This window comes from Streptomyces sp. NPDC052225, from assembly GCF_040679615.1.
Classification (GTDB): domain Bacteria; phylum Actinomycetota; class Actinomycetes; order Streptomycetales; family Streptomycetaceae; genus Streptomyces.
The window spans coordinates 114414-133633 of the sequence record NZ_JBFAVD010000021.1; the positions used below are offsets into that span (position 1 = coordinate 114414).

At 71.8% G+C, this 19220-nt stretch carries 16 protein-coding genes; 9 read left to right on the top strand and 7 right to left on the bottom strand.

The features are described from left to right. Nucleotides 1-132 precede the first annotated feature (132 nt). Nucleotides 133-888, top strand: coding sequence for a ferritin-like fold-containing protein (locus tag AB0L37_RS27450; RefSeq protein WP_365510785.1), 756 nt, complete (start codon nt 133-135; stop codon nt 886-888). Between the two features lie 67 nt (nt 889-955). Here the strand turns inward: AB0L37_RS27450 and AB0L37_RS27455 are convergent, their stop codons facing one another. The 4 genes from AB0L37_RS27455 to AB0L37_RS27470 form a co-directional block, all read right to left on the bottom strand. Further along, nucleotides 956-1228 carry a hypothetical protein gene (locus AB0L37_RS27455; RefSeq protein ID WP_365510788.1) on the bottom strand — a complete coding sequence of 91 codons (273 nt, stop codon included), beginning with the start codon at nt 1226-1228 and terminating at the stop codon, nt 956-958. A gap of 190 nt (nt 1229-1418) precedes the next feature. Then, entirely contained in the window at nt 1419-1646 is a 228-nt protein-coding gene (locus tag AB0L37_RS27460) for a DUF3107 domain-containing protein (protein WP_365510791.1), read from the bottom strand. A gap of 155 nt (nt 1647-1801) precedes the next feature. Then, complete coding sequence (locus AB0L37_RS27465) at nt 1802-2443, bottom strand: TetR/AcrR family transcriptional regulator (RefSeq protein WP_365510793.1); 642 nt, start codon at nt 2441-2443, stop codon at nt 1802-1804. A 177-nt stretch (nt 2444-2620) separates the two neighbouring features. Then, a complete protein-coding gene (locus AB0L37_RS27470; RefSeq protein ID WP_365510796.1) occupies nt 2621-2839 on the bottom strand; it encodes a hypothetical protein in 219 nt (72 codons plus the stop codon). A gap of 208 nt (nt 2840-3047) precedes the next feature. Between AB0L37_RS27470 and AB0L37_RS27475 the strand changes: the two genes are divergently transcribed. From AB0L37_RS27475 to moeZ, 7 genes are all read left to right on the top strand, one after another. Continuing rightward, on the top strand, nt 3048-4229 hold the full coding sequence (locus AB0L37_RS27475; protein WP_365510798.1) for an alpha/beta hydrolase: 1182 nt from the start codon (nt 3048-3050) through the stop codon (nt 4227-4229). A gap of 8 nt (nt 4230-4237) precedes the next feature. Further along, a complete protein-coding gene (locus tag AB0L37_RS27480; RefSeq protein WP_365510801.1) occupies nt 4238-5494 on the top strand; it encodes a DUF3152 domain-containing protein in 1257 nt (418 codons plus the stop codon). Nucleotides 5495-5694: 200 nt separating this feature from the next. Next, nucleotides 5695-7668: a DUF3492 domain-containing protein gene (locus AB0L37_RS27485; protein WP_365510804.1), complete on the top strand. Its 1974-nt coding sequence runs from the start codon at nt 5695-5697 to the stop codon at nt 7666-7668. After that, nucleotides 7665-9173 carry a hypothetical protein gene (locus AB0L37_RS27490; RefSeq protein WP_365510810.1) on the top strand — a complete coding sequence of 503 codons (1509 nt, stop codon included), beginning with the start codon at nt 7665-7667 and terminating at the stop codon, nt 9171-9173. Before AB0L37_RS27485 ends, AB0L37_RS27490 begins: the two co-directional genes overlap by 4 nt. Before the next feature lie 286 nt (nt 9174-9459). Then, nucleotides 9460-10431: an NAD-dependent epimerase/dehydratase family protein gene (locus tag AB0L37_RS27495; RefSeq protein WP_365510813.1), complete on the top strand. Its 972-nt coding sequence runs from the start codon at nt 9460-9462 to the stop codon at nt 10429-10431. After that, nucleotides 10419-11168, top strand: a complete 750-nt coding sequence (locus AB0L37_RS27500) for a spherulation-specific family 4 protein (protein ID WP_365510816.1) — start codon at nt 10419-10421, stop codon at nt 11166-11168. The genes AB0L37_RS27495 and AB0L37_RS27500 overlap by 13 nt, the downstream gene beginning before the upstream one ends. Nucleotides 11169-11231: 63 nt before the next feature. Further along, nucleotides 11232-12410 (top strand): adenylyltransferase/sulfurtransferase MoeZ, encoded by a 1179-nt coding sequence (gene moeZ, locus AB0L37_RS27505; protein WP_365510819.1) that lies wholly within the window; start codon nt 11232-11234, stop codon nt 12408-12410. A gap of 94 nt (nt 12411-12504) precedes the next feature. Here moeZ and AB0L37_RS27510 read toward each other — a convergent pair whose 3' ends face one another. The 3 genes from AB0L37_RS27510 to AB0L37_RS27520 all read right to left on the bottom strand — a co-directional run bounded on the left by AB0L37_RS27510 (nt 12505) and on the right by AB0L37_RS27520 (nt 18630). Beyond that, nucleotides 12505-14127: an alpha/beta hydrolase gene (locus AB0L37_RS27510; RefSeq protein WP_365510822.1), complete on the bottom strand. Its 1623-nt coding sequence runs from the start codon at nt 14125-14127 to the stop codon at nt 12505-12507. A 96-nt stretch (nt 14128-14223) separates the two neighbouring features. Beyond that, entirely contained in the window at nt 14224-15771 is a 1548-nt protein-coding gene (locus AB0L37_RS27515) for an alpha/beta hydrolase (RefSeq protein WP_365510824.1), read from the bottom strand. A gap of 90 nt (nt 15772-15861) precedes the next feature. Further along, entirely contained in the window at nt 15862-18630 is a 2769-nt protein-coding gene (locus tag AB0L37_RS27520) for a lysylphosphatidylglycerol synthase domain-containing protein (RefSeq protein WP_365510827.1), read from the bottom strand. A gap of 164 nt (nt 18631-18794) precedes the next feature. Here AB0L37_RS27520 and AB0L37_RS27525 point away from each other — a divergent pair, with 164 nt between their 5' ends. Then, nucleotides 18795-19160, top strand: a complete 366-nt coding sequence (locus AB0L37_RS27525) for an MGMT family protein (RefSeq protein ID WP_365510830.1) — start codon at nt 18795-18797, stop codon at nt 19158-19160. Nucleotides 19161-19220: the final 60 nt, after the last annotated feature.

Consider the following 19220-nt stretch of genomic DNA (forward strand, 5'->3'; position numbering starts at 1 on the left):
AACCTGGCTTGCACTCGGCGGGCTCTTTACCACCATACCCCGGAAACCCGCATGTGCGATGGCCGAATTGGTCACGTAGCCGTCGTCACACTCCTTGACCAGGGACTTCCGGGGAGCGGTGAGCGGGCTATTGTGCGCTTCATGGAGACGCCTGACAACGCCACGCCGACCGCCGAAGAGACCCCCGCCGTGACCGGTATCGCGGCCCAGGACTGGGCCACCGCGGCCGCGGACGAGAACTACCGCGCCGCCGTCGTCGACCTGCTGGGCGCGCTCGCGTACGGGGAGCTGGCGGCGTTCGAGCGGCTCGCGGAGGACGCGAAGCTGGCGCCGACGCTGGCCGACAAGGCGGAGCTGGCGAAGATGGCGTCCGCCGAGTTCCACCACTTCGAGCAGCTGCGCGACCGGCTCTCCGCGATCGGCGCCGAGCCGACCGAGGCGATGGACCCGTTCGTCGCCGCGCTCGACGGCTTCCACCGCCAGACCGCCCCGTCGGACTGGCTGGAGGGTCTGGTCAAGGCGTACGTCGGCGACTCGATCGCCTCCGACTTCTACCGGGAGGTCGCGGCCCGGCTCGACTCGGACACCCGCAAGCTGGTCCTCGCGGTCCTGGACGACACCGGGCACGCGTCGTTCGCCGTCGAGAAGGTGCGCGCCGCGATCGACGCGGACCCGCGCGTGGGCGGGCGGCTCGCGCTGTGGGCGCGACGCCTCATGGGCGAGGCCCTGTCGCAGTCGCAGCGCGTGGTCGCCGACCGCGACGCGCTCTCCACGATGCTGGTGGGCGGCGTGGCCGACGGCTTCGACCTGGCCGAGGTCGGCCGGATGTTCTCGCGGATCACCGAGGCGCACACGAAGCGGATGGCGGCGCTGGGCCTGGCGGCCTGAGCCGGCCGAGGTCTTCGCCTCTTCCGCGTACGGCTCTTCCGAGTACGGCTCTTACGGAGTGCGGCTCTTACGCGTACGGCGTCAGCTGCCGCGCTCTGCCCCGGGCCGGGCGCAGCAGCAGCGACAGCAGGGCCGCCGCCATCACGAGCGCTCCGACGAGCGTGGCGATCACATGTCCGGCGCCCAGCGCGCTGTGCGTGACGAACGCCCCGAAGAGCGCGCCCGCGACCCCGGTCGGCAGCACGAGCGTGCGCGACGGAAGCCGGTGCGGAAGACGGTGTCCCGCGGCCAGGGCGAGGGCCAGGCCGAGCAGTGCGGAGCCGAGAGCTTCGAGAAGCATGGTGAGGGTCCCTCCCGCGCGGCCGGTCGGTGCAAATCGGTCGTACCCGGTCTACCCCTGGCACCCGGAACGCAACCCTCCCCGTGTGCATCGGCTGTGAACGCGGCAGAACGCGTCAGCACGTGAAAGAAGGCCCGGTGGCACGATGCCACCAGGCCTTCTTCCATGTTTCCGGTGTGTCCCGGGCTGCTTAGAGCGGGCCGAAGCCCACCTTGCGCACCGTCGGCTCGCCGATCTCCACGTAAGCGAGACGCTCGGCGGGGACCAGGACCTTGCGGCCCTTCTCGTCCGTCAGGGACAGCAGCTGAGCCTTGCCTGCCAGCGCCTCCGCCACCGCGCTCTCGACCTCCTCGACGGGCTGGCCGCTCTCCAGAACGATCTCGCGAGGCGTGTGCAGCACGCCGATCTTGACCTCCACGGCCTTGTCCCTCCGACGATCCGTGATGTGCGCGGACGACCGCGCGCCGTACGCAGCAAAGATTAGCCCGGCCAGGCGAGGCACCCGGCGCCCCGGCTGCACGCCAAGAGCGAACACCGGGGCGGGAACAAATGTGCCCAGGGGCGATCAGCGGGTCAGTGGTGCTCGCTCCCGTGCAGCGGGAAGCCCGCGATGCCGCGCCAGGCGAGCGACGTCAGGTGCTGGACCGCCTTCTCGCGCGGGACCGGGCTCGCGCTGGACAGCCAGTAGCGCGCCACGACCTGCGAGACGCCGCCGAGACCCACCGCGAGCAGCATCGACTCGTCCTTGGACAGGCCGGTGTCCTCGGCGATCACGTCCGAGATGGCCTCGGCGCACTGAAGGCTGACCCGGTCGACGCGCTCGCGCACCGCCGGCTCGTTCGTCAGGTCCGACTCGAAGACGAGACGGAACGCCCCGCCCTCGTCCTGGACGTACGCGAAGTAGGCGTCCATCGTCGCCTCGACGCGCTTCTTGTTGTCCGTCGTGGACGCGAGCGCCGTCCTGACCGACTGGAGGAGCGACTCGCAGTGCTGGTCGAGCAGCGCGAGGTAGAGCTCGAGCTTGCCCGGGAAGTGCTGGTAGAGCACCGGCTTGCTGACGCCGGCGCGCTCGGCGATGTCGTCCATCGCGGCCGCGTGGTACCCCTGCGCGACAAAAACTTCCTGGGCGGCACCCAGGAGCTGGTTGCGTCGGGCACGGCGCGGCAGGCGTGTGCCCTTGGGGCGCGCTGCCTCCGTCTGCTCGATGGCTGTCACGCCGCCTCCCAAAATCGTCCGTACGCGGTGTGCGCCGCGCCGTCATCGTACTTTTGGGTAACCAAGATGTGCGCGGTGCGAGCGCAGAATTTCACGGACCGGACGGCTGTGAAAGCCGCGCGGAGACCGTCCCGGCCCGTCCGCGGTCGCAAAGGGGCGCATACCGTCGCGGTCACGTCACCGGTAATCGTCCTCGTCGAGCGCGACCACCCTGGCCTGTTCCGCTCGGTCCGCCTCGTTCGCGCCGTCCGGGTCGGCGGCCCCGTCGGGGGCGTCGTCGCCGTCGGGCGTGAGCTCGGTGGACTGTTCTGCCGCGTCGGCCTCGGGGGCTTCCACGTCGATCTCGGGCGGGCGGCGGTCCGCGAAGGTCTCGGGATCGCTGGGGTCGACCGTCATGAATGGCTCCCTTCCTCACTGTTCTTACGTGGGCGGGTGCCCTGATATCGAGCGTAGGAGACACCCGATCGGGGCGCATTGCGATCTCGCCGCGGACAGGCGGCGGAAAGCGGTGCGTCCGGGCCGGAGAAGCTTTGGGCAGAGCTGTACGCGATCTGTGATGGCGAACACACGATCCCCTGCGTGATCGTCTCGTAACATATGCGGCATGCCTTCGACCGATCCGCCGCGCGTACCCCCCGCCATCGCCGCCGCGGTACCCAAGCCGGGCACCGTCAGGGTCGCCGAGGGGGAGCGTCTGCGCTCGGTCGGTCTGCCGGGCCTGACGCTGTCGGTCCGGTCGCGGCCGGGAACGGGCGAAGGGCTTCCGCCCGCCCTGTACGTCCATGGGCTCGGCGGCTCCTCGCAGAACTGGTCGGCGCTGATGCCGCTGCTCGAGGACGTCGTCGACAGTGAGGCCGTCGACCTGCCCGGCTTCGGCGACTCGCCGCCGCCGGACGACGGCAACTACTCGGTCACCGGGCACGCCCGCGCCGTCATCCGCTATCTCGACGCGCAGGGCCGCGGGCCCGTGCACCTCTTCGGGAACTCGCTGGGCGGAGCCGTCGCCACCCGCGTCGCGGCCGTCCGGCCCGATCTCGTACGGACCCTGACGCTGGTCTCGCCCGCGCTGCCGGAGATCCGCGTGCAGCGCTCGGCCCTGCCGACCGGACTGCTCGCGGTGCCCGGCGTGGCCGCGCTCTTCACCCGGCTCACCAAGGAGTGGACGCCCGAGCAGCGCGTGCGCGGCGTCACCGCTCTTTGCTACGGGGATCCGAACCGGGTCACCCCGGAGGGGTTCCGCGCGGCCGTGGAGGAGATGGAGCGGCGCCTTCAGCTCCCGTACTTCTGGGACGCGATGGCCCGCTCCGCGCGCGGCGTCGTGAACGCGTACACGCTCGGCGGCCAGCACGGCCTGTGGCGCCAGGCCGAGCGCGTGCTCGCGCCGACGCTGCTCGTGTACGGCGGGCGTGACCTGCTCGTTTCGTACAGGATGGCGGCGCGCGCGGCGCGTGCCTTCCGTGACTCGCGGCTGCTCACGCTGCCGGACGCGGGGCACGTCGCGATGATGGAGTACCCCGAGACGGTCGCGACGGCGTTCAGGGAACTCCTCGCGGACACCGGAGCGTTGGACGAGCGGGGCGGTGCGAGGGGCGCGGGCGAGCCGAGCGGGTCGCGTGGGGCGAGCGCGCAGAGTGAGCCGATCGAGCAGGGCGAGCAGGGCGAGTGGGGTGGGGGCCGGGGGCGGCCGGGCGTCGGGCGTGACCGCGCGACGAGTGGCCGCAGCGGCGGCAGTGGTGGCGGTAGTGGCAGTGACAGTGGCGGTACCAGTACGGAATTGGGGAGCTGAGGCGGCCTGTGGGACGGCATAGCCGCCGAGGACCGGCAGACAACGGCGACACCGCCGACATACCCGTAGCGCCCCCGGCGCAGGGCCCCTCGCACCCAGGGCCCGGCACAGGGCGCAGACGCAGGGCGCCCGCACAGGCCACGGGGCCCGCGCACATGCCCGCGCGGCCGAGCGCCCCGCAGGTCAGGAGCGGCCATCCGGAGCAGCGCGAGCCGGGCGGTGCCTGGGGCGCGCCCGGCGCCGGCCCGGTCCCCAGCCCGCGTGGTCCCGCCGGACCGCCCTCGATGCCGCGTCCGCGTCCGCGCCAGGAGTACGTCGACGCGTTCGACGCCGCGTCGCGCCCGCCGGGGGATCCGTACGCCGCCGTCACGGACTGGGACGCCGAGCCCCCGCGACCGGCGTACGAAGCGCCGCCGGAGGCCGAGGCGCCTCGGGAGAAGCGCGGCAAGGGCCTGACCTATACGGGCATCGCCGCCGCTGCCGTCACCACCGTGCTCGCGGTCGTCGTCGCCGGACAGGTCACCGGCAGGGGCGGCGACTCGGCCGGCGGAGCGAAGGCGCGGGCCGCGGACGGCGCGCGCGCCGACGGCGGCTCCGCCTCGCGCTCGGACGACCGGGCCACCCCGTCGCACACGGCGCAGGCCGCCCCGGCGACGTACGAGCAGAAGATGGCGAAGAAGTACCCGCTCGCCGCGGGCCTGAAGGCCTCGGGGACGTTCGATGCGATCCCCGGGTTCGACAAGGCGCCGGGCAAGGGGCAGAAGTTCCGCTACCGGGTCGACGTGGAGAAGGGGATCGGGCTCGACGGCGAGCTGTTCGCGCAGGCCGTGCAGAAGACGCTGAACGACAAGCGGAGCTGGGCCCACGACGGGGCGCGGACCTTCGAGCGGATCTCGTCCGGCAAGCCGGACTTCGTGATCACGCTGGCGAGCCCGGGCACGACGGCGAAGTGGTGCGCGAAGTCGGGGCTCGACACGACCCAGGACAACGTGTCGTGCGACTCCGCCGCCACCGACCGCGTGATGATCAACGCCTATCGCTGGGCGCAGGGTTCCGAGACGTACGACAAGGAACTGGGCAGCCACGCCATCCACCCGTACCGGCAGATGCTCATCAATCACGAGGTCGGCCACCGGCTCGGCTTCAATCACGTGACCTGTTCGCAGGCCGGTGCGCTCGCGCCGGTCATGCAGCAGCAGACCAAGTTCCTGACCTTCGACGGGATCACGTGCAAAGCCAACCCCTGGGCGTTTCCCAAGGGTTGACGCTCCGTGACTTTTCGTAGCCGACTGATCTCTTAGCGCGACTGAACGTCACGCGCGCGGGAAAGTTACGACCGTTCACCCCTTTTGGTGGCGTGATGGACAACCGTCCATCACGCCACCGGCATGTCCGCATACGTTCGTCCCGCTGCGAGCCGCCGGGCCAACGGCGGCTCCTCACAAGGGAGATCGGGGGTGCACTCGTGCGCATCGGACTGCTTACCGAGGGTGGCTACCCGTATGTGAGCGGTGAGGCCAGGCTCTGGTGCGACCGGCTCGTGCGCGGGCTCGAGCAGCACGAGTTCGACATCTACGCGCTCAGTCGCAGCCAGCAGCAGGAGGACGCGGGGTGGCTCGAACTGCCCCCGCAGGTCAGTCGCGTGCGGACCGCGCCGCTGTGGACGGGTGGCGCGGGTTCCGGGGGGCCGGGGCACTCGGGTTATGAGGACGGGGTGCGTGGCGGCGGGCTGCGGTGGCGCGCGCGGCGTCGATTCGCTTCTCTGTACGGGGAGTTGGTCGAGGCCGTCGTGTGCGGCGCCGGTGTCGGTACGGCCGCTGGTGCCGGTGCTGGCGCGGCCGACACCGTCGGCGAAGAGGCGGACCGTTTCGCCAACGCGCTCTACGGCCTCGCCGAACTCGCCCGCGACGAAGGCGGCCTGGGTGCCGCCCTGCGCTCGGAAGCGGCCATGCGCATCCTGGAGCGCGCCTGTCGCGCGCCGGGCGCACTGCGCGCCGCCCGCGCGGCCCGCGTGCCCGACCTGCTCGCCTTCGCCGGACACGTGGAGCGCGCGCTGCGGCCGCTCTCCCTCGACTGGTACGAGGACACCTCCGGCTCGTACGACGGCGGCGGCCTCGGCTCCGTCGACCTGTGCCATGCGACGTCCGGCGGGGCCGCGGCCCTGCCCGGCCTGATCGCCAAGCGCTTCTTCGGTGTCCCGCTGCTCGTCACGGAGTACGGGGTGCAGCTCAGGGCCCGTTACATCGCTGCAGGCGACGCCGAGTTGAGCGCGCCCGTGCGCGCGCTCCTCGCCGCCTTCCACGGCCGCCTCGCCGCCGAGGTCTACCGGCAGGCCGCCGTCATCACCCCGGGCAACACCCACGCCCGGCGCTGGCAGGAACGGTGCGGCGCCGACCGCGCCAAGCTGCGCACGGTCCACCCCGGCATGGAGGCATCGCGCTTCGCGGAGATCGGCGAGCGGGAGGAACCGGGGGAGCCGGACACCCTCGTCTGGGTCGGCCGGATCGACCCGTCCAAGGACCTCATCTCCCTGCTGCACGCCTTCGCCGAGATCCGCAAGGAGGAGCCGAAGGCACGGCTGCGGATCGTGGGGGCGATGCCGCGCGGGGCGGCCGGGTCCGGCGCGAACGGCGGCCCGGGGTCCGAGTGCTCCGAGGACCGTGAGGCCGAGGCGTATCTCGGGCACTGCAAGGCGCTCGCCGCGCAGTTGTTCCCCGACGAGGCGGCGGGCATCCACGCCGTCGGCGAGAACCCCGTCTCCTTCGAGGAACTCGGCGGCCCCGAAGCGCCCGACCTGGCCGACGCATACGGCGCCGGAAGCGTCGTCGTCCTGTCGAGCGTCGTTGAAGGCTTCCCGATCAGCCTGGTCGAGGCCATGTTCTGCGGGCGCGCCACCGTGTCGACCGACGTGGGCGCCGTTGTCGAGGTCATCGGCGGCACCGGCCTCGTCGTGCCGCCGCGCAACCCGAAGGCCCTCGCCGAGGCGTGCGTGGCGCTGCTGCGTGACCCCGAGCGCCGTGACCGGCTCGGAGCTGCGGCCCGTGCACGGGCGCTCGAGCTGTTCACCGTCGAACAGAACGTGGCGGCATTTCGCAGCATTTACCTGGAGATCGTCTCGCACTGCCCCGTCCGGCGGGAGGCCGTGGACGACGCCGGGGAGCCCCTCCCGTTCTCCCATCCGCCGGAGGCCCACGTGCCGGGCCGGTGGACGGCGCCGGGCGGCGGCGGCACCGGCGGGACCTGGCTCGCGGGGCGGCCCGCCGGTTCGGGGGCGCCCAGTTGGGCCGCGGACTCCGAGGGCGAATCCGGGGCTGCGGCGGGGGCCGGGCCGGTGTCCGACGCAGATGCCGACGGCCGAGACGGCGGAGATGACGGAGCCGGCGGGGAGCGGGAGCAGTTGGCCGGCGTGACGCAGGGCAGCGGGGAGAGGGACGCATGAGCGGGCGGGACGGCAGGACGCGTGACGGTGTGGACGACGGGTACGGGCGCGGTCCCGGAGGCGCCGGGGCGGACGTGCCCCGGGTGCCGGTGAGCGCCGGAGCCTGGGGCTCCGGGTCGCAGGAGGCGCTGACCGCGACGCCTCCGGCCGCCGAGCTGGGTGGTCTCGGAACCCTGGACGATGAGTTGGACGGGGAGCTGAGCGAGGGGTTGTTGGAGGCACCCGGTGCGTGGCGAGTGGGATCGGGCGCCGGCGACGGGGTCGGCCTCCACGCCGACGCCGACGCCGACGCGGATGCGGATGTGGACGCCGGGGCGAAGTCGGCTGGAGCTGTGGATGGCTCGGGCATCACCGGAGCCGCCACCTCCGCCGTCCCCTCCCTCCGCGCCGACGGGCGCCTCGCCAACTCCCGCACCCCGCAACGCCGTTCGGGAGCCGACCCGGTCAAGGTCCTGATGCACCGCCACCGCGACCTGTGCGAGCGCGCCGTCGATCCGCTCGAGATCGCGGCCGGGCTCGAAGCCCACGGTGTGACCGACAGGACCGCCGCCCGCTTCCGGCACAAGGACGTCTTCTCGCTCGCCGAGGAGATGTACGCGCGTGTGCCGAGGGACGGCGACCCGGGCGAGCTGCTCGCCGTCGCCCCGGCGGAGCCGACCGGGGTGCGCGGCGCGTGGGCCGGTCTGGCCCTGCTGCCGGGCGCCGTCTGCGCGCTGGTGCTGCCGGCCCTGACCGCCACCACCGGCACCGCCCGCCTGGCCGTCGGTATCGGCGGAGCGTTCGCCCTCGCCGCCGCCCTGCGCACGACCCTGCGGCACGGCCCGCTGCGCGCCGTCGAAGGCCCGGCCGCCCCCGCGACCCGCCTGTGGGTCTGGTGGCTCCTCGGCTACGCACTCCTCGGCGACGGTCTGCTGAACGCCGCGCTCGCCGGCGGGCCCGACGAGGCCTGGGCCCCGGCAACCGCCCCGGACCTTGCGCTCGCCGTCGCCGTGGCGCCCGCCACCTGGTGCGCCCACCTCTTCGTCGCCGGGGCGCGCCGCCGCCTCGCGGCCAGCCGCGGTCTCGCCGAATTCGCCTCCTCCGTAAGGCCGTTGCTCCTCGGCTGCGTCCTCCTGTTCGCTCTTGCCCTGGCCGTGCTCCTCGGCCTGGCCGGATCCCTGCTCGGTGAGGACGCGGACTACGCCGCCGCGGGCGCCCTCGGTGTCCTGCTCCTGCTGGCCCGACTCCTCACCGCGCACGGCCGCGCCCATGCCCCCGCCGTGGTGCTCGGCGCGGCCGCCGCCGTCGAGGCCCTGGCCGTCGCCCTGGTCTTCGCCGCGCGGCTGCCCGGCTGCGACGTCCTGGGCACCCCGGTCGAGACGGCCGTCGACGCGGCGGGCCCGGGCGTCGTCCCCGCCACGGCCTGCGCCGTCGCCGCACTCGCCCTGCTCGTCCACGCCACCCGCACGCTGACCCGCGCCTCCGCGCACGCGCACACCGACACCTCGGCCGGCGGTACGCCATGACCACCGACGCCCTCCCCTTCTTCTTGGCCACCACCGGGTGCGCGGGGCCTTCGAGCCCGCCGCGCGCCGCGTGACCAGGACCACCCCCCACCCGCGGGGCCGACACCGCGGGCCGACCCGATCCATGGCAACACCCCTAAGGAGAACGCCAGATGACCACCCCTCCTCCCGGAGGCGCCGGATATGCCGGATACTCCGGACCTCACGGGCAGCGCGGAACCCACGACCGGTGCGTCCGACGTGCGGCGCCGGGAGCGCGCGGAGCGCGCACCGCGGGAGGTGTCCGATGAGGGTCCTGCTGATCGGCGCCAATGGGTATCTCGGCCGCTTCGTCGCCGACCGGCTGCTCGCCGACCCGGCCGTGCAGCTGACCGCGCTCGGCCGCGGTGACGACGCCGACGTCCGCTTCGACCTCGCCACCGGCAGCCCGGGCGCGCTCACCCGCTTCCTGGACGCCGTGCACCCCGGGGTGGTCATCAACTGCGCCGGCGCCACCCGCGGCGGTGCCCGCGATCTCACCCGGCACAACACGGTCGCCGTCGCCACCGTCTGCGAGGCCCTGCGCCGCAGCGGCTGCGGCGCCCGCCTGGTGCAGATCGGCTGCGGCGCCGAGTACGGTCCGTCGCAGCCCGGCTCGTCCACCGCCGAGGACGCGGTGCCGCGGCCCGGCGGCCCGTACGGCGTCAGCAAGCTCGCCGCCACCGAACTCGTCCTCGGCTCCGGGCTCGACGCCGTCGTCCTGCGCGTCTTCTCGCCCGCGGGCCCCGGCACCCCGGCCGGATCCCCGCTCGGCCGGCTCGCCGAGGCGATGCGCCGCGCGATGCAGGCAGGCGACGGCGAACTGAAGCTCGGCGGCCTCGGCGCACAGCGCGACTTCATCGACGTACGGGACGTCGCCCGCGCCGTGCACGCCGCATCGCTCTCCGCCGCACAGGGCGTCATCAACATCGGCTCGGGCCGCGCCGTGCGCCTGCGGGACGCCGCCGCCGTGCTCGCCCGGGTCGCCGGCTTCGGCGGCGCCCTCCACGAACTGGACGCACCCTCCCTCGGGCTGCGGCAATCCGTCGCCCACCCCCGCTCCGAATCCGACCACGGGATGCACAGCCCGCCCGCCGCCGCGTACCCGTACCCCGACGGCTGTGGCAGCTGGCAGCAGGCCGACGTGCGCACCGCGCGCGACCGGCTCGGCTGGCGCCCGCGCATCAACCTCGAAGAGTCCCTCGCCGACATCTGGATGGAGGCGGCATGCCGTATCTGACCCCTGCCACTACCGGCCAGTCGAGCACCGACGTACGCCTGGGCTTCGGTATCCCCGGTTTCGCCCACCCCCTCGTCGCCCCCACCGAATGGGGCGAACTCACCCGCCCGACAACCCCTTTGAACTGGGTTGTCCTGAATGTCGCCAATGGTCCCGGGGCTCGCCCCGACCCGCACTGCCTCGCGGCGGCAGGCCGGCTTCGGAACGCGGGCGTGCGTGTCCTTGGTCACCTGGACATGACCTACGGCGCCCGCTCCTTCGGCGAACTCGTCTCCGACGCCCACCGCTTCCTCGACTGGTACCAGGTCGACGGCTTCTCCGTGGACCGCTGTCCCACCGAGCGGGCCGCCCTCCCCGAGGTCCGCCGGACCGTCACCACGCTGCGCGCCCTGGTCGACGACGCGTACATCGTGCTCGGCCACGGCACCCACCCGTACCCCGGGTACGCCGAGACCGCCGACCAGTTGGTGACGTTCTCCGGCCCGTGGAGCGACTACCGCTGGTCGCAGGTCGCCGAATGGACCGCCGACTATCCGCCCGAGCGGTTCTGCCACTTCGTCCACGGCATGCCCCGCGGGCATCTGGAGGAGGCGCTGCGCATCGCGCGCTGGCAGGGTGCCGGCACCATCTACTTCACCGACCGCACGGACCGCGGCGGGCCGGGCGCCCCCTGGGAGTCCATGCCCGGTTACTGGGACGAGATCGTCTCGCGTATCGGACCAGGTGTCTCGGAATGAAGGGGGGCGTGGCAGTGTTACAGACGGAACAACCGTACGTAGATACCGACCAACGGAGTCCCCGTGTCGCTGCCACCCCTGGTCGAGCCAGCTGCTGAGCTCACCGTAGACGAGGTCCGCAGGTACTCCCGCCACCTGATCATCCCGGATGTCGGGATGGACGGGCAGAAGCGGCTGAAGAACGCCAAGGTGCTGGCCGTCGGCGCCGGCGGCCTCGGATCCCCGGCCCTCATGTACCTGGCCGCCGCTGGCGTGGGCACGCTCGGCATCGTGGAGTTCGACGAGGTCGACGAGTCGAACCTCCAGCGTCAGATCATCCACAGCCAGGCCGACATCGGCCGCTCGAAGGCGGAGTCCGCGAAGGACTCGGTCCTCGGCATCAACCCGTACGTGAACGTGATCCTGCACGAAGAGCGGCTCGAGGCCGACAACGTGATGGACATCTTCAGCCAGTACGACCTGATCGTCGACGGCACCGACAACTTCGCGACGCGCTACCTCGTCAACGACGCGTGCGTGCTGCTCAACAAGCCCTACGTGTGGGGTTCCATCTACCGCTTCGACGGCCAGGCCTCGGTCTTCTGGTCCGAGCACGGGCCGTGCTACCGCTGCCTGTACCCGGAGCCCCCGCCGCCGGGCATGGTCCCCTCCTGCGCCGAGGGCGGCGTCCTGGGTGTGCTCTGCGCGTCCATCGGCTCCATCCAGGTCACCGAGGCGATCAAGGTTCTGGCCGGCGTCGGCGACCCGCTCGTCGGCCGACTGATGATCTACGACGCCCTCGAGATGCAGTACCGCCAGGTCAAGGTCCGCAAGGACCCCAACTGCGCGGTCTGCGGCGAGAACCCGACCGTCACCGAGCTCATCGACTACGAGGCCTTCTGCGGCGTCGTCTCCGAAGAGGCGCAGGAGGCGGCCGCCGGTTCGACGATCACTCCCAAGCAGCTCAAGGAGTGGATCGACGACGGCGAGAGCATCGAGATCATCGACGTCCGCGAGCCGAACGAGTACGAGATCGTCTCCATCCCGGGCGCCAAGCTGATCCCGAAGAACGAGTTCCTCATGGGCACCGCCCTGGAGGGTCTGCCGCAGGACAAGAAGATCGTCTTGCATTGCAAGACGGGTGTCCGCAGTGCGGAAGTCCTCGCCGTGCTGAAGTCCGCGGGCTTCGCGGACGCCGTGCACGTCGGCGGCGGCGTCATCGGCTGGGTCAACCAGATCGAGCCGGACAAGCCGGTCTACTAGCCGGCCTGCCGGGCGACCACCCGGCTGTGACCTTCCCTGACGGGCCTCGTGCACTGCGCGCGGGGCCCGTCGGTCATGTCGCGGGCGTCCGCGCTCAGGAGCACACCGTGCCGTCGCGCGGTATTCGCCCCTCCAGCAGATAGCGGTTGACCGCCGAGTCGACGCAGGAACTGCCGGAGCCGTACGCGCCGTGCCCCTCGCCCTTCCACGTCAGCTCGACACCGACGCCCTTGCCCAGCTCGTCGGCCATCCGCCGTGCGCCTTCATAGGGCGTCGCCGGGTCTCCCGTATTGCCCACCACGAGCACCGGAGCCGCGCCCGGCGCGCTCACCTGCGGGTCCTCCCACTGGCCCGCGACCGGCCAGTCGTGGCACCAGCCCGCAGTGTCCCAGCCCATGTACGCGCCGAAGACGGGCGAGATCTCCCGGAACTTCGCGAGCTGCTTCTTCGTCTGCTGCGCCGTCGGCCGCGCCTTGTCGTCGAGGCAGGAGATCGCGCGCTGCGAGTGGCTCGACGTACCGTAATGTCCGCTCGCGTCACGGTCGTTGTAGGAGTCGGCGAGTGCGAGGAGCGCGGTGCCGTCGCCCTTCTCCGCGTCCTGGAGGCCCCGCGTCAGGGCGGGCCAGCTGTTCTTGCTGTACAGGGTGACGGCGATGCCGGTCGTCGCGAGCGACTCGTTCAACTCGCGCCCGCCCGACGTGGGCAGGGGCTTCTTGTCGAGACGCTTGAGGAGCGCCTCGATCTCGCGCGAGCCCTTCTTCGGGTCCGTGCCCCGGGACTTCAGATAGTTGTCGAGCGCGCGCTGGAAACCGCGCGCTTGGTTCTCCGCCTGTCCCACCCGGCCCGCCGTCGGGTCGACCACCGCGTCCAGGGCGAGCCGGCCCGCCTTGCCGGGGAACAAGTGGGCGTAGACACCGCCGAGTTCGGTGCCGTACGAGACGCCCATGTAGTGCAGCTCGTCGTCGCCGAGGACCTGGCGCATCAGGTCCATGTCGCGGGCCGCCTCGACGGTCGACACATGGCCCAGCAGGGCGCCAGCCTTTCGGCAGCCCTGACCGAAGTCGGTGGCGTCCTTGAAGTACGCCGCTTCTTCCTGGGCCGTGTCCGGTGTGAGGTCGACGGACTCCGCGGCCTGCGTCTTCTTGTCGCTGCGGCAGCGCATGCCCTGGCTGGCCGCGACGCCGCGCGGGTCGAAGCTCACCAGGTCGTAGCGCTCGCGCAACTTCGCGTACTGCGGGGCGAAGGCCGGCAGCAGGTCCACGCCGGACCCGCCGGGGCCGCCGAAGTTGAACAGCAGGGAGCCGATCCGCTCGCTCCGGTCGCCGCGTGCCTTGGCGCGGATGAGGGCGAGGCCGATCGTCGGCCCGTCCGGCTTCGCGTAGTCGAGCGGTGCCTTCAGCGTCGCGCACTGCCAGTCGGAGCCGGGCGCGGGCGCGCTCGCGGTCGACTTGCAGGGACCCCAGCCGAGGCGCTGTCCGGTGATCGAGGACGGCAGGGCGGGCAGCTTCGCGGCGCTCGGTGTCGAACTCGCCGAGCGCGACGCGCTGTTGCCCGCAGGGGACGGTTTCGGATCGGACCCGCCGCCGTCATCGCCCGAACCGCACCCCGCGACCAGGCCGATCGACAACACGGCGCCGACCGCCAGCGTGCGGGCGCGGGCCCCTTGTCCTGTGCGTGTGCGGACGCCCGCACGGGCATGCGCCTCCTGTGCCGCCATGGCACCTCCCCCCTCAACCGCCCCCGCTCGAAGGGCAGTCAGGCCATCGTAGGAGGCGCCGCCGACATCCGCTTCAGCCTGTGGACAACCCCGCGATCACGTGCAGACCGTTCCCTCTTTCGGGACGGTCCCGTCGAGGAGGTAGTCGTTCACGGCACGGTGCACGCACGTGCTGTCGCTGTCGTACGCTCCGTGCCCCTGGCCCTTGTACGTCAACTCGACACCGACCCCGTCGCCCAGCGCGTCGGCCATCTTCCGCGCGCCCTCGTACGGGGTGGCCGGGTCGCCCGTGTTCCCGACGACGAGGATGGGGGCGGAGCCCGGAGCGCTCACGTCGGGATGGTCGGCGGCGCCGTCGACCGCCCAGTCGGTGCAGCTGAGCATGCCCCAGGCCAGGTAGTCGCCGAACAGGGGAGACGCCTCACGGAACTCCGGCAGCTTCGCCTCGACGTCCTCGGTCGTGTAACGCGGCTTGTCGTCCGAGCAGTTGATGGAGATGTTCGCGGCCTGGATGTTGCTGTACCGGCCGTCCTCGTTGCGTCCGTTCATCGAGTCCGACAGCAGCATCAGGATCTTGCCGTCGTCGTCGTACGCCTGCTGGAGGCCCTCGGTGAGGTACTCCCAGAAGTCCTGCGAGTACAGGGACTGCGCGATCCCGTTGGTGGCGGCGGTCTGCGTCAGGTCCCGGGGGAAGATGCCCGGGATCGGCTTGTCGTCGAGTTCCTTCAGGAGCTTGGCGATCTTGGCCTTGACCTCTTCGGGCGTGTCCCCGATCGGGCACTCCTCGGTCTTGGACGTGCAGTCCTTCGCGTAGTTGTCGAGAGCGAGCTGGAACCCCTTGGCCTGGCCGAGGGAGCCCTGCTCCGGGTCCTGCGTGGGGTCGACGACACCGTCGAACACGGCACGACCGACGTTCTTGGGGAACAAGTGGGCGTAGACACCGCCCAGTTCGGTGCCGTACGAGATCCCGAAGTAGTGCAGCTTGTCGTCGCCGAGCACCTGGCGCATCAGGTCCATGTCGCGGGCCGCGTCGGTGGTGCGTACATGGGGGAGGACCTTGCCGGATTTCTTGTCGCAGGCCGCGTTGAACGCCGTGATGTTGTCGACGAGCTTCTTCTGTTCCTCGGCGTCGTCCGGTGTGGAGTCCTGCTCGAAGTACTCGTCGAGCTGCTCGTCGTCCTCGCATGCGACGCCCGCGCTGCGGCCCACCCCGCGCGGATCGAAGCTGACCAGGTCGTACCGGGTACGCAGCTTCGCGTAATCGGAGCCGAACGCCGGCAGGGTCGTGACGCCCGAGCCGCCGGGGCCGCCGAAGTTGAAGATCAGCGAACCGATCCGCTTGTCCTCGTCGCCGCTCGCCCGCGCGCGGATCAGCGCGAGGTCGATGGTGTCGCCCTCGGGGTCGTCCCAGTTCAGCGGCGCCTTCATGGTGGCGCACTGCCACTCGGCGCCGCCGGGCAGCGGGGAAGGGGCGTCGCCGCCGCCCTCGGCCTCCGAAGGGGCGGGGCAGTCCTTCCAGTTCAGCGCCTGGGACGGCAGATCCACGTCGTCCTTCGAGTCGCTGCTGCACGCCGCGAGGGAGACGGAGAGCAGGGCGGCGGTGACGGCCAGGGCAGCGGCGCGGGGCCGGGACGGATTGGGCATGCGTCCATCCTGCGGTGGCCTGCTGCGGGGCGCTCGGGCTGCGGGCTGTGCGGGTGAGGGCCCGTCAGCAAGCGGCCTCGGCGTGTTCTCTCAGAGGGCGCCCTTGCGGGTCAGGTGGTTGAAGAACAGCCACCCGGGCAGCACGGGCAGCCACAGGGTGAGCAGGCGGTACAGGAGCACCGCGGGGGCGGCCACTTCCTTGGGGAGGCCGACGGCGATGAGGCCCACCGTGAGCGTCGCCTCGACGGCGCCCACACCACCCGGCGTCGGCGCGGCGGAACCGAGCGCGTTGCCCGCGAGGAAGACGACCGCGACGCTGGCCAGGCTCAGACTCGTCGTGTTGTCCCCGAAGGCACGGATCGAGGCGTCCAGGCACATCACGAAGCAGGCGGTCAGCAGCAGCATGCCGCCGATGCCGGTGAGCAGCTTCCGGGGCCGCTGGAGCACGTCGAGCATGCGCGGCACGACACCGGCGAACAGCGACCTCACGCGCGTGACGACGAACTTCCGCAGGAACGGGATCGACGTGACCACAAGGACGAGGACAGCGACGGTCAGCAGACCCGCGATGACCGTGCGGGACGGCGACAAGGAAGGCGTCTTCTCGGTCCCGGTCAGGTAGCCGAAGGTCAGCAGCAACAGGATGTGGCTGCACATGCCGAACAGCTGCGAGGCGCCGACACTGGCGACCGCCAGCCCGGGACGGACACCGGCGCGCTGCAAGAAGCGCGTGTTGAGCGCGACGCCGCCGACCGCCGCAGGCGCGACGATCTTCACGAACGACCCGGCGACCTGGGCCGCGACGGTCCGCATGAAGGGCACGCGTTCCGGCACGAAGCCCAGAAGGCTCATCGCCGCCGCGAAGTAGCTGAGCGCCGAGAACAGCACCGCCAGACCGACCCAGCCCCACTCGGCCTCGCCGACGATGGTGCCGAAGTCGATGTGCGTGAGCTGCGACAGCAGGAAGTAGGCACCGATCGCGCCCGCGATGAAACTGATCAGCGTGCGCGGCCTGATGCGCTCCAGGCGGGCCGGCTCGACGGGCGCCTGCGGCCTGATGCGCAGCACCTGATGGCGGATCTGGGTGAGCAGATCCTCCTCGCGCGCCTCGTCCATGGCCTCGTCCAGGGCGCGCTTCTCGGCCTGCCGCTCGGCCTTCTCGGACTTCTTCTCGGCGCGTACGGACTTCTTGGCGTCCGTGTCGGCCTCGGCCGCGGACTCCTCAAGACGCGTCTGCTTGGCCTTGCTGGACGCCTCCAGGACGGCCTCGCGTTCGCGCTGGGCGCGTTCCCGCCCGAGCTTGCGCAGCGTGGCCCTGGTGGAGCGGGTGAGGGCGATCGGCTGCAACATCGGCAGGCAGTCGGCGACGGTGTCCGGGCCGAGCACGGCGACCGCGGACGCGACGGCCCGCTCGGCGCCCACCCGCAGCCCCAGCGTCGTGAGCAACTGGGCGACGTCCATGCGCAGCACGAGGTCGCCCGCGGCGATCTCGCCGCCGCGCAGGTCCGTGAGGATCACCGTGCCGGAACGATCCACCAGAATCGCGTCGCCGGCGAGCCGCCGGTGCGCGATCCGCCGCGACTGGAGCGCCTGCACCTGACGCCAGGTGTCGTGCAGCAGTTCGTCGGTGATCTCCTCGTCCGGCATCGCGTCCAGCGAGCGGCCGCCGATGTGCTCGTAGACGAGCATCACGGCGTCGGGACCCAGTTCGGAGGTGGCGATGAGCTTCGGGGCGTTCGCCCCGGCGGCGATCGCGGCGTACGCGAGCAGCGCCTCCTGCTCGAGCGCCTGGCGCAGCGACTGGAGGCTGCGGCGCTGTGTGATGCCGCGCAGCGTCAGACGCCGCCACACGCGATAGAAGAAGCCCTGCGCCTGCTGTTCCCGGTCGACGACCGTCACATCGAGCGGCGGGCCGTCCTCCAGGGTGACGAAGTAACGCCGCCCCCGGTCGCCGTTCTCCGTGGCGCCCTCATGGGCCTCTTCACGGGCCGCGCTGACCGGGTGGAAGCCGACGTGGCGCAGCCCGGCGAGGAGTGTCTGCCCGGTGGGGCGCACGTTGGGGGAGCCGACCGCGTACAGGGTCCCGTAGGCGACGGTCCACCCGATGAGGATCGTCAGGATGATCGAGAACGGGGTGGTGTAGCCGGTGACCAGCATCGCGAAGGCGTCGAGCAGCAGCACCACCCACAGCACCACGCGCCAGCGTGGTCGCCGGGACATGCCTACGGCCGTCATGTAGGCGATGACGGGCGCCAAGTAGCCGTGCACCGGATCGGTCAGCGCATGAATGTCGCCCGGCGACACCTTGGTGAGCGCGTCCTGGATCGACTGCGGCGCCGCCTTGGCGACCCAGAGGTCGGTCGCGAGCGTCACCCCGTGCGCGAGGACGGCGGCGAGGACACCGTCGGCGATCCGCAGCCCGTCGCGCTTGATGAGGCGCTCGATCGCGAACGCGACCGGTACGAGAAGGATGGCGATGCTCGACGCCAGGCCCGCGAACTTCGTCAGCAGGTCCGGCGCCTGTCCGGTGCCCTTGTCGATGTCCTGGGCGAAGCCCGAGGTCGTGGCGTGTGCGAACGCGGCGATGGCGAGCAGGACGGCGATCGCGAGCAGTCCCACAAGGAGGCGCATGAGATCGGAAGGGCGGTGCACGCGCGCGGGGAGCAGCGGCTCGTCGCCCTCGACCCGCTCCGCGTGCGCGTCGGCGTCGACGCAGTCGGGATCGTGCAGGGGCTCTTCGTGCTTCGCCTCGACCGCCTCGTCGGCGGTCTCCTCAGGGCGCGCCGGTGTCACAGAGGTGCCCTCCGCTTTGTCGGGGTGCACGCTCTGCTCCGTCGTCTCTTCTTGATCTCGTATCACCAGTCACCGCCCGCACGATGGTGGCATGTCCCATCGCCATAGGGGGGCATCAGGGTGCATTCGAGGAGAGCGGAGTCGCGGACAAGCGCCTTCTTGTGCGTCGTGTCGGAGCGCTGCTCGAACGTCTCCCCATGTTGTCGGTGCCATGGGGCAGGATGGGCCGGATGAGCGAGGAGAGCGGGTCGGCGGGAGAGCTTCCCGCATACGCGGAGCGGGTCCTGGAGGTCGCCGAGCTGATCCCGCCGGGGCGCGTCATGTCGTACGGGGACGTGGCCGAGTGGCTGGAGGAGGGCGGTCCGCGCCAGGTGGGCCGCGTGATGGCGCTCTACGGAGGAGCGGTGCCGTGGTGGCGCGTCGTACGCGCGGACGGAGCGCTGCTGCCCGGGCACGAACTGCGGGCGCTCGGCCACTACCGGGAGGAGAGCACGCCGCTGCGGGACGCCTCCCGCGCCGCCGACGGCCATCTGCCGCGCCTCGACATGAAGCGCGCGCGATGGGACGGCCGGACGCGTACGGAAGCTCACAATTGACAGCTTCGGCCATCCCGCGCGCGGGTGGGGTGCCTGTGGCCCGTACGGGGGAAACGGGGC

Coding starts and splice junctions, on each gene's coding strand:
- AB0L37_RS27455 (WP_365510788.1), bottom strand. CDS start 1,228: ATGCTTCTCGAAGCTCTCGGCTCCGCACTGCTCGGCCTGGCCCTCGCC.
- AB0L37_RS27470 (WP_365510796.1), bottom strand. CDS start 2,839: ATGACGGTCGACCCCAGCGATCCCGAGACCTTCGCGGACCGCCGCCCG.
- AB0L37_RS27475 (WP_365510798.1), top strand. CDS start 3,048: ATGCCTTCGACCGATCCGCCGCGCGTACCCCCCGCCATCGCCGCCGCG.
- AB0L37_RS27490 (WP_365510810.1), top strand. CDS start 7,665: ATGAGCGGGCGGGACGGCAGGACGCGTGACGGTGTGGACGACGGGTAC.
- AB0L37_RS27495 (WP_365510813.1), top strand. CDS start 9,460: ATGAGGGTCCTGCTGATCGGCGCCAATGGGTATCTCGGCCGCTTCGTC.
- AB0L37_RS27500 (WP_365510816.1), top strand. CDS start 10,419: ATGCCGTATCTGACCCCTGCCACTACCGGCCAGTCGAGCACCGACGTA.
- AB0L37_RS27510 (WP_365510822.1), bottom strand. CDS start 14,127: ATGGCGGCACAGGAGGCGCATGCCCGTGCGGGCGTCCGCACACGCACA.
- AB0L37_RS27515 (WP_365510824.1), bottom strand. CDS start 15,771: ATGCCCAATCCGTCCCGGCCCCGCGCCGCTGCCCTGGCCGTCACCGCC.
- AB0L37_RS27525 (WP_365510830.1), top strand. CDS start 18,795: ATGAGCGAGGAGAGCGGGTCGGCGGGAGAGCTTCCCGCATACGCGGAG.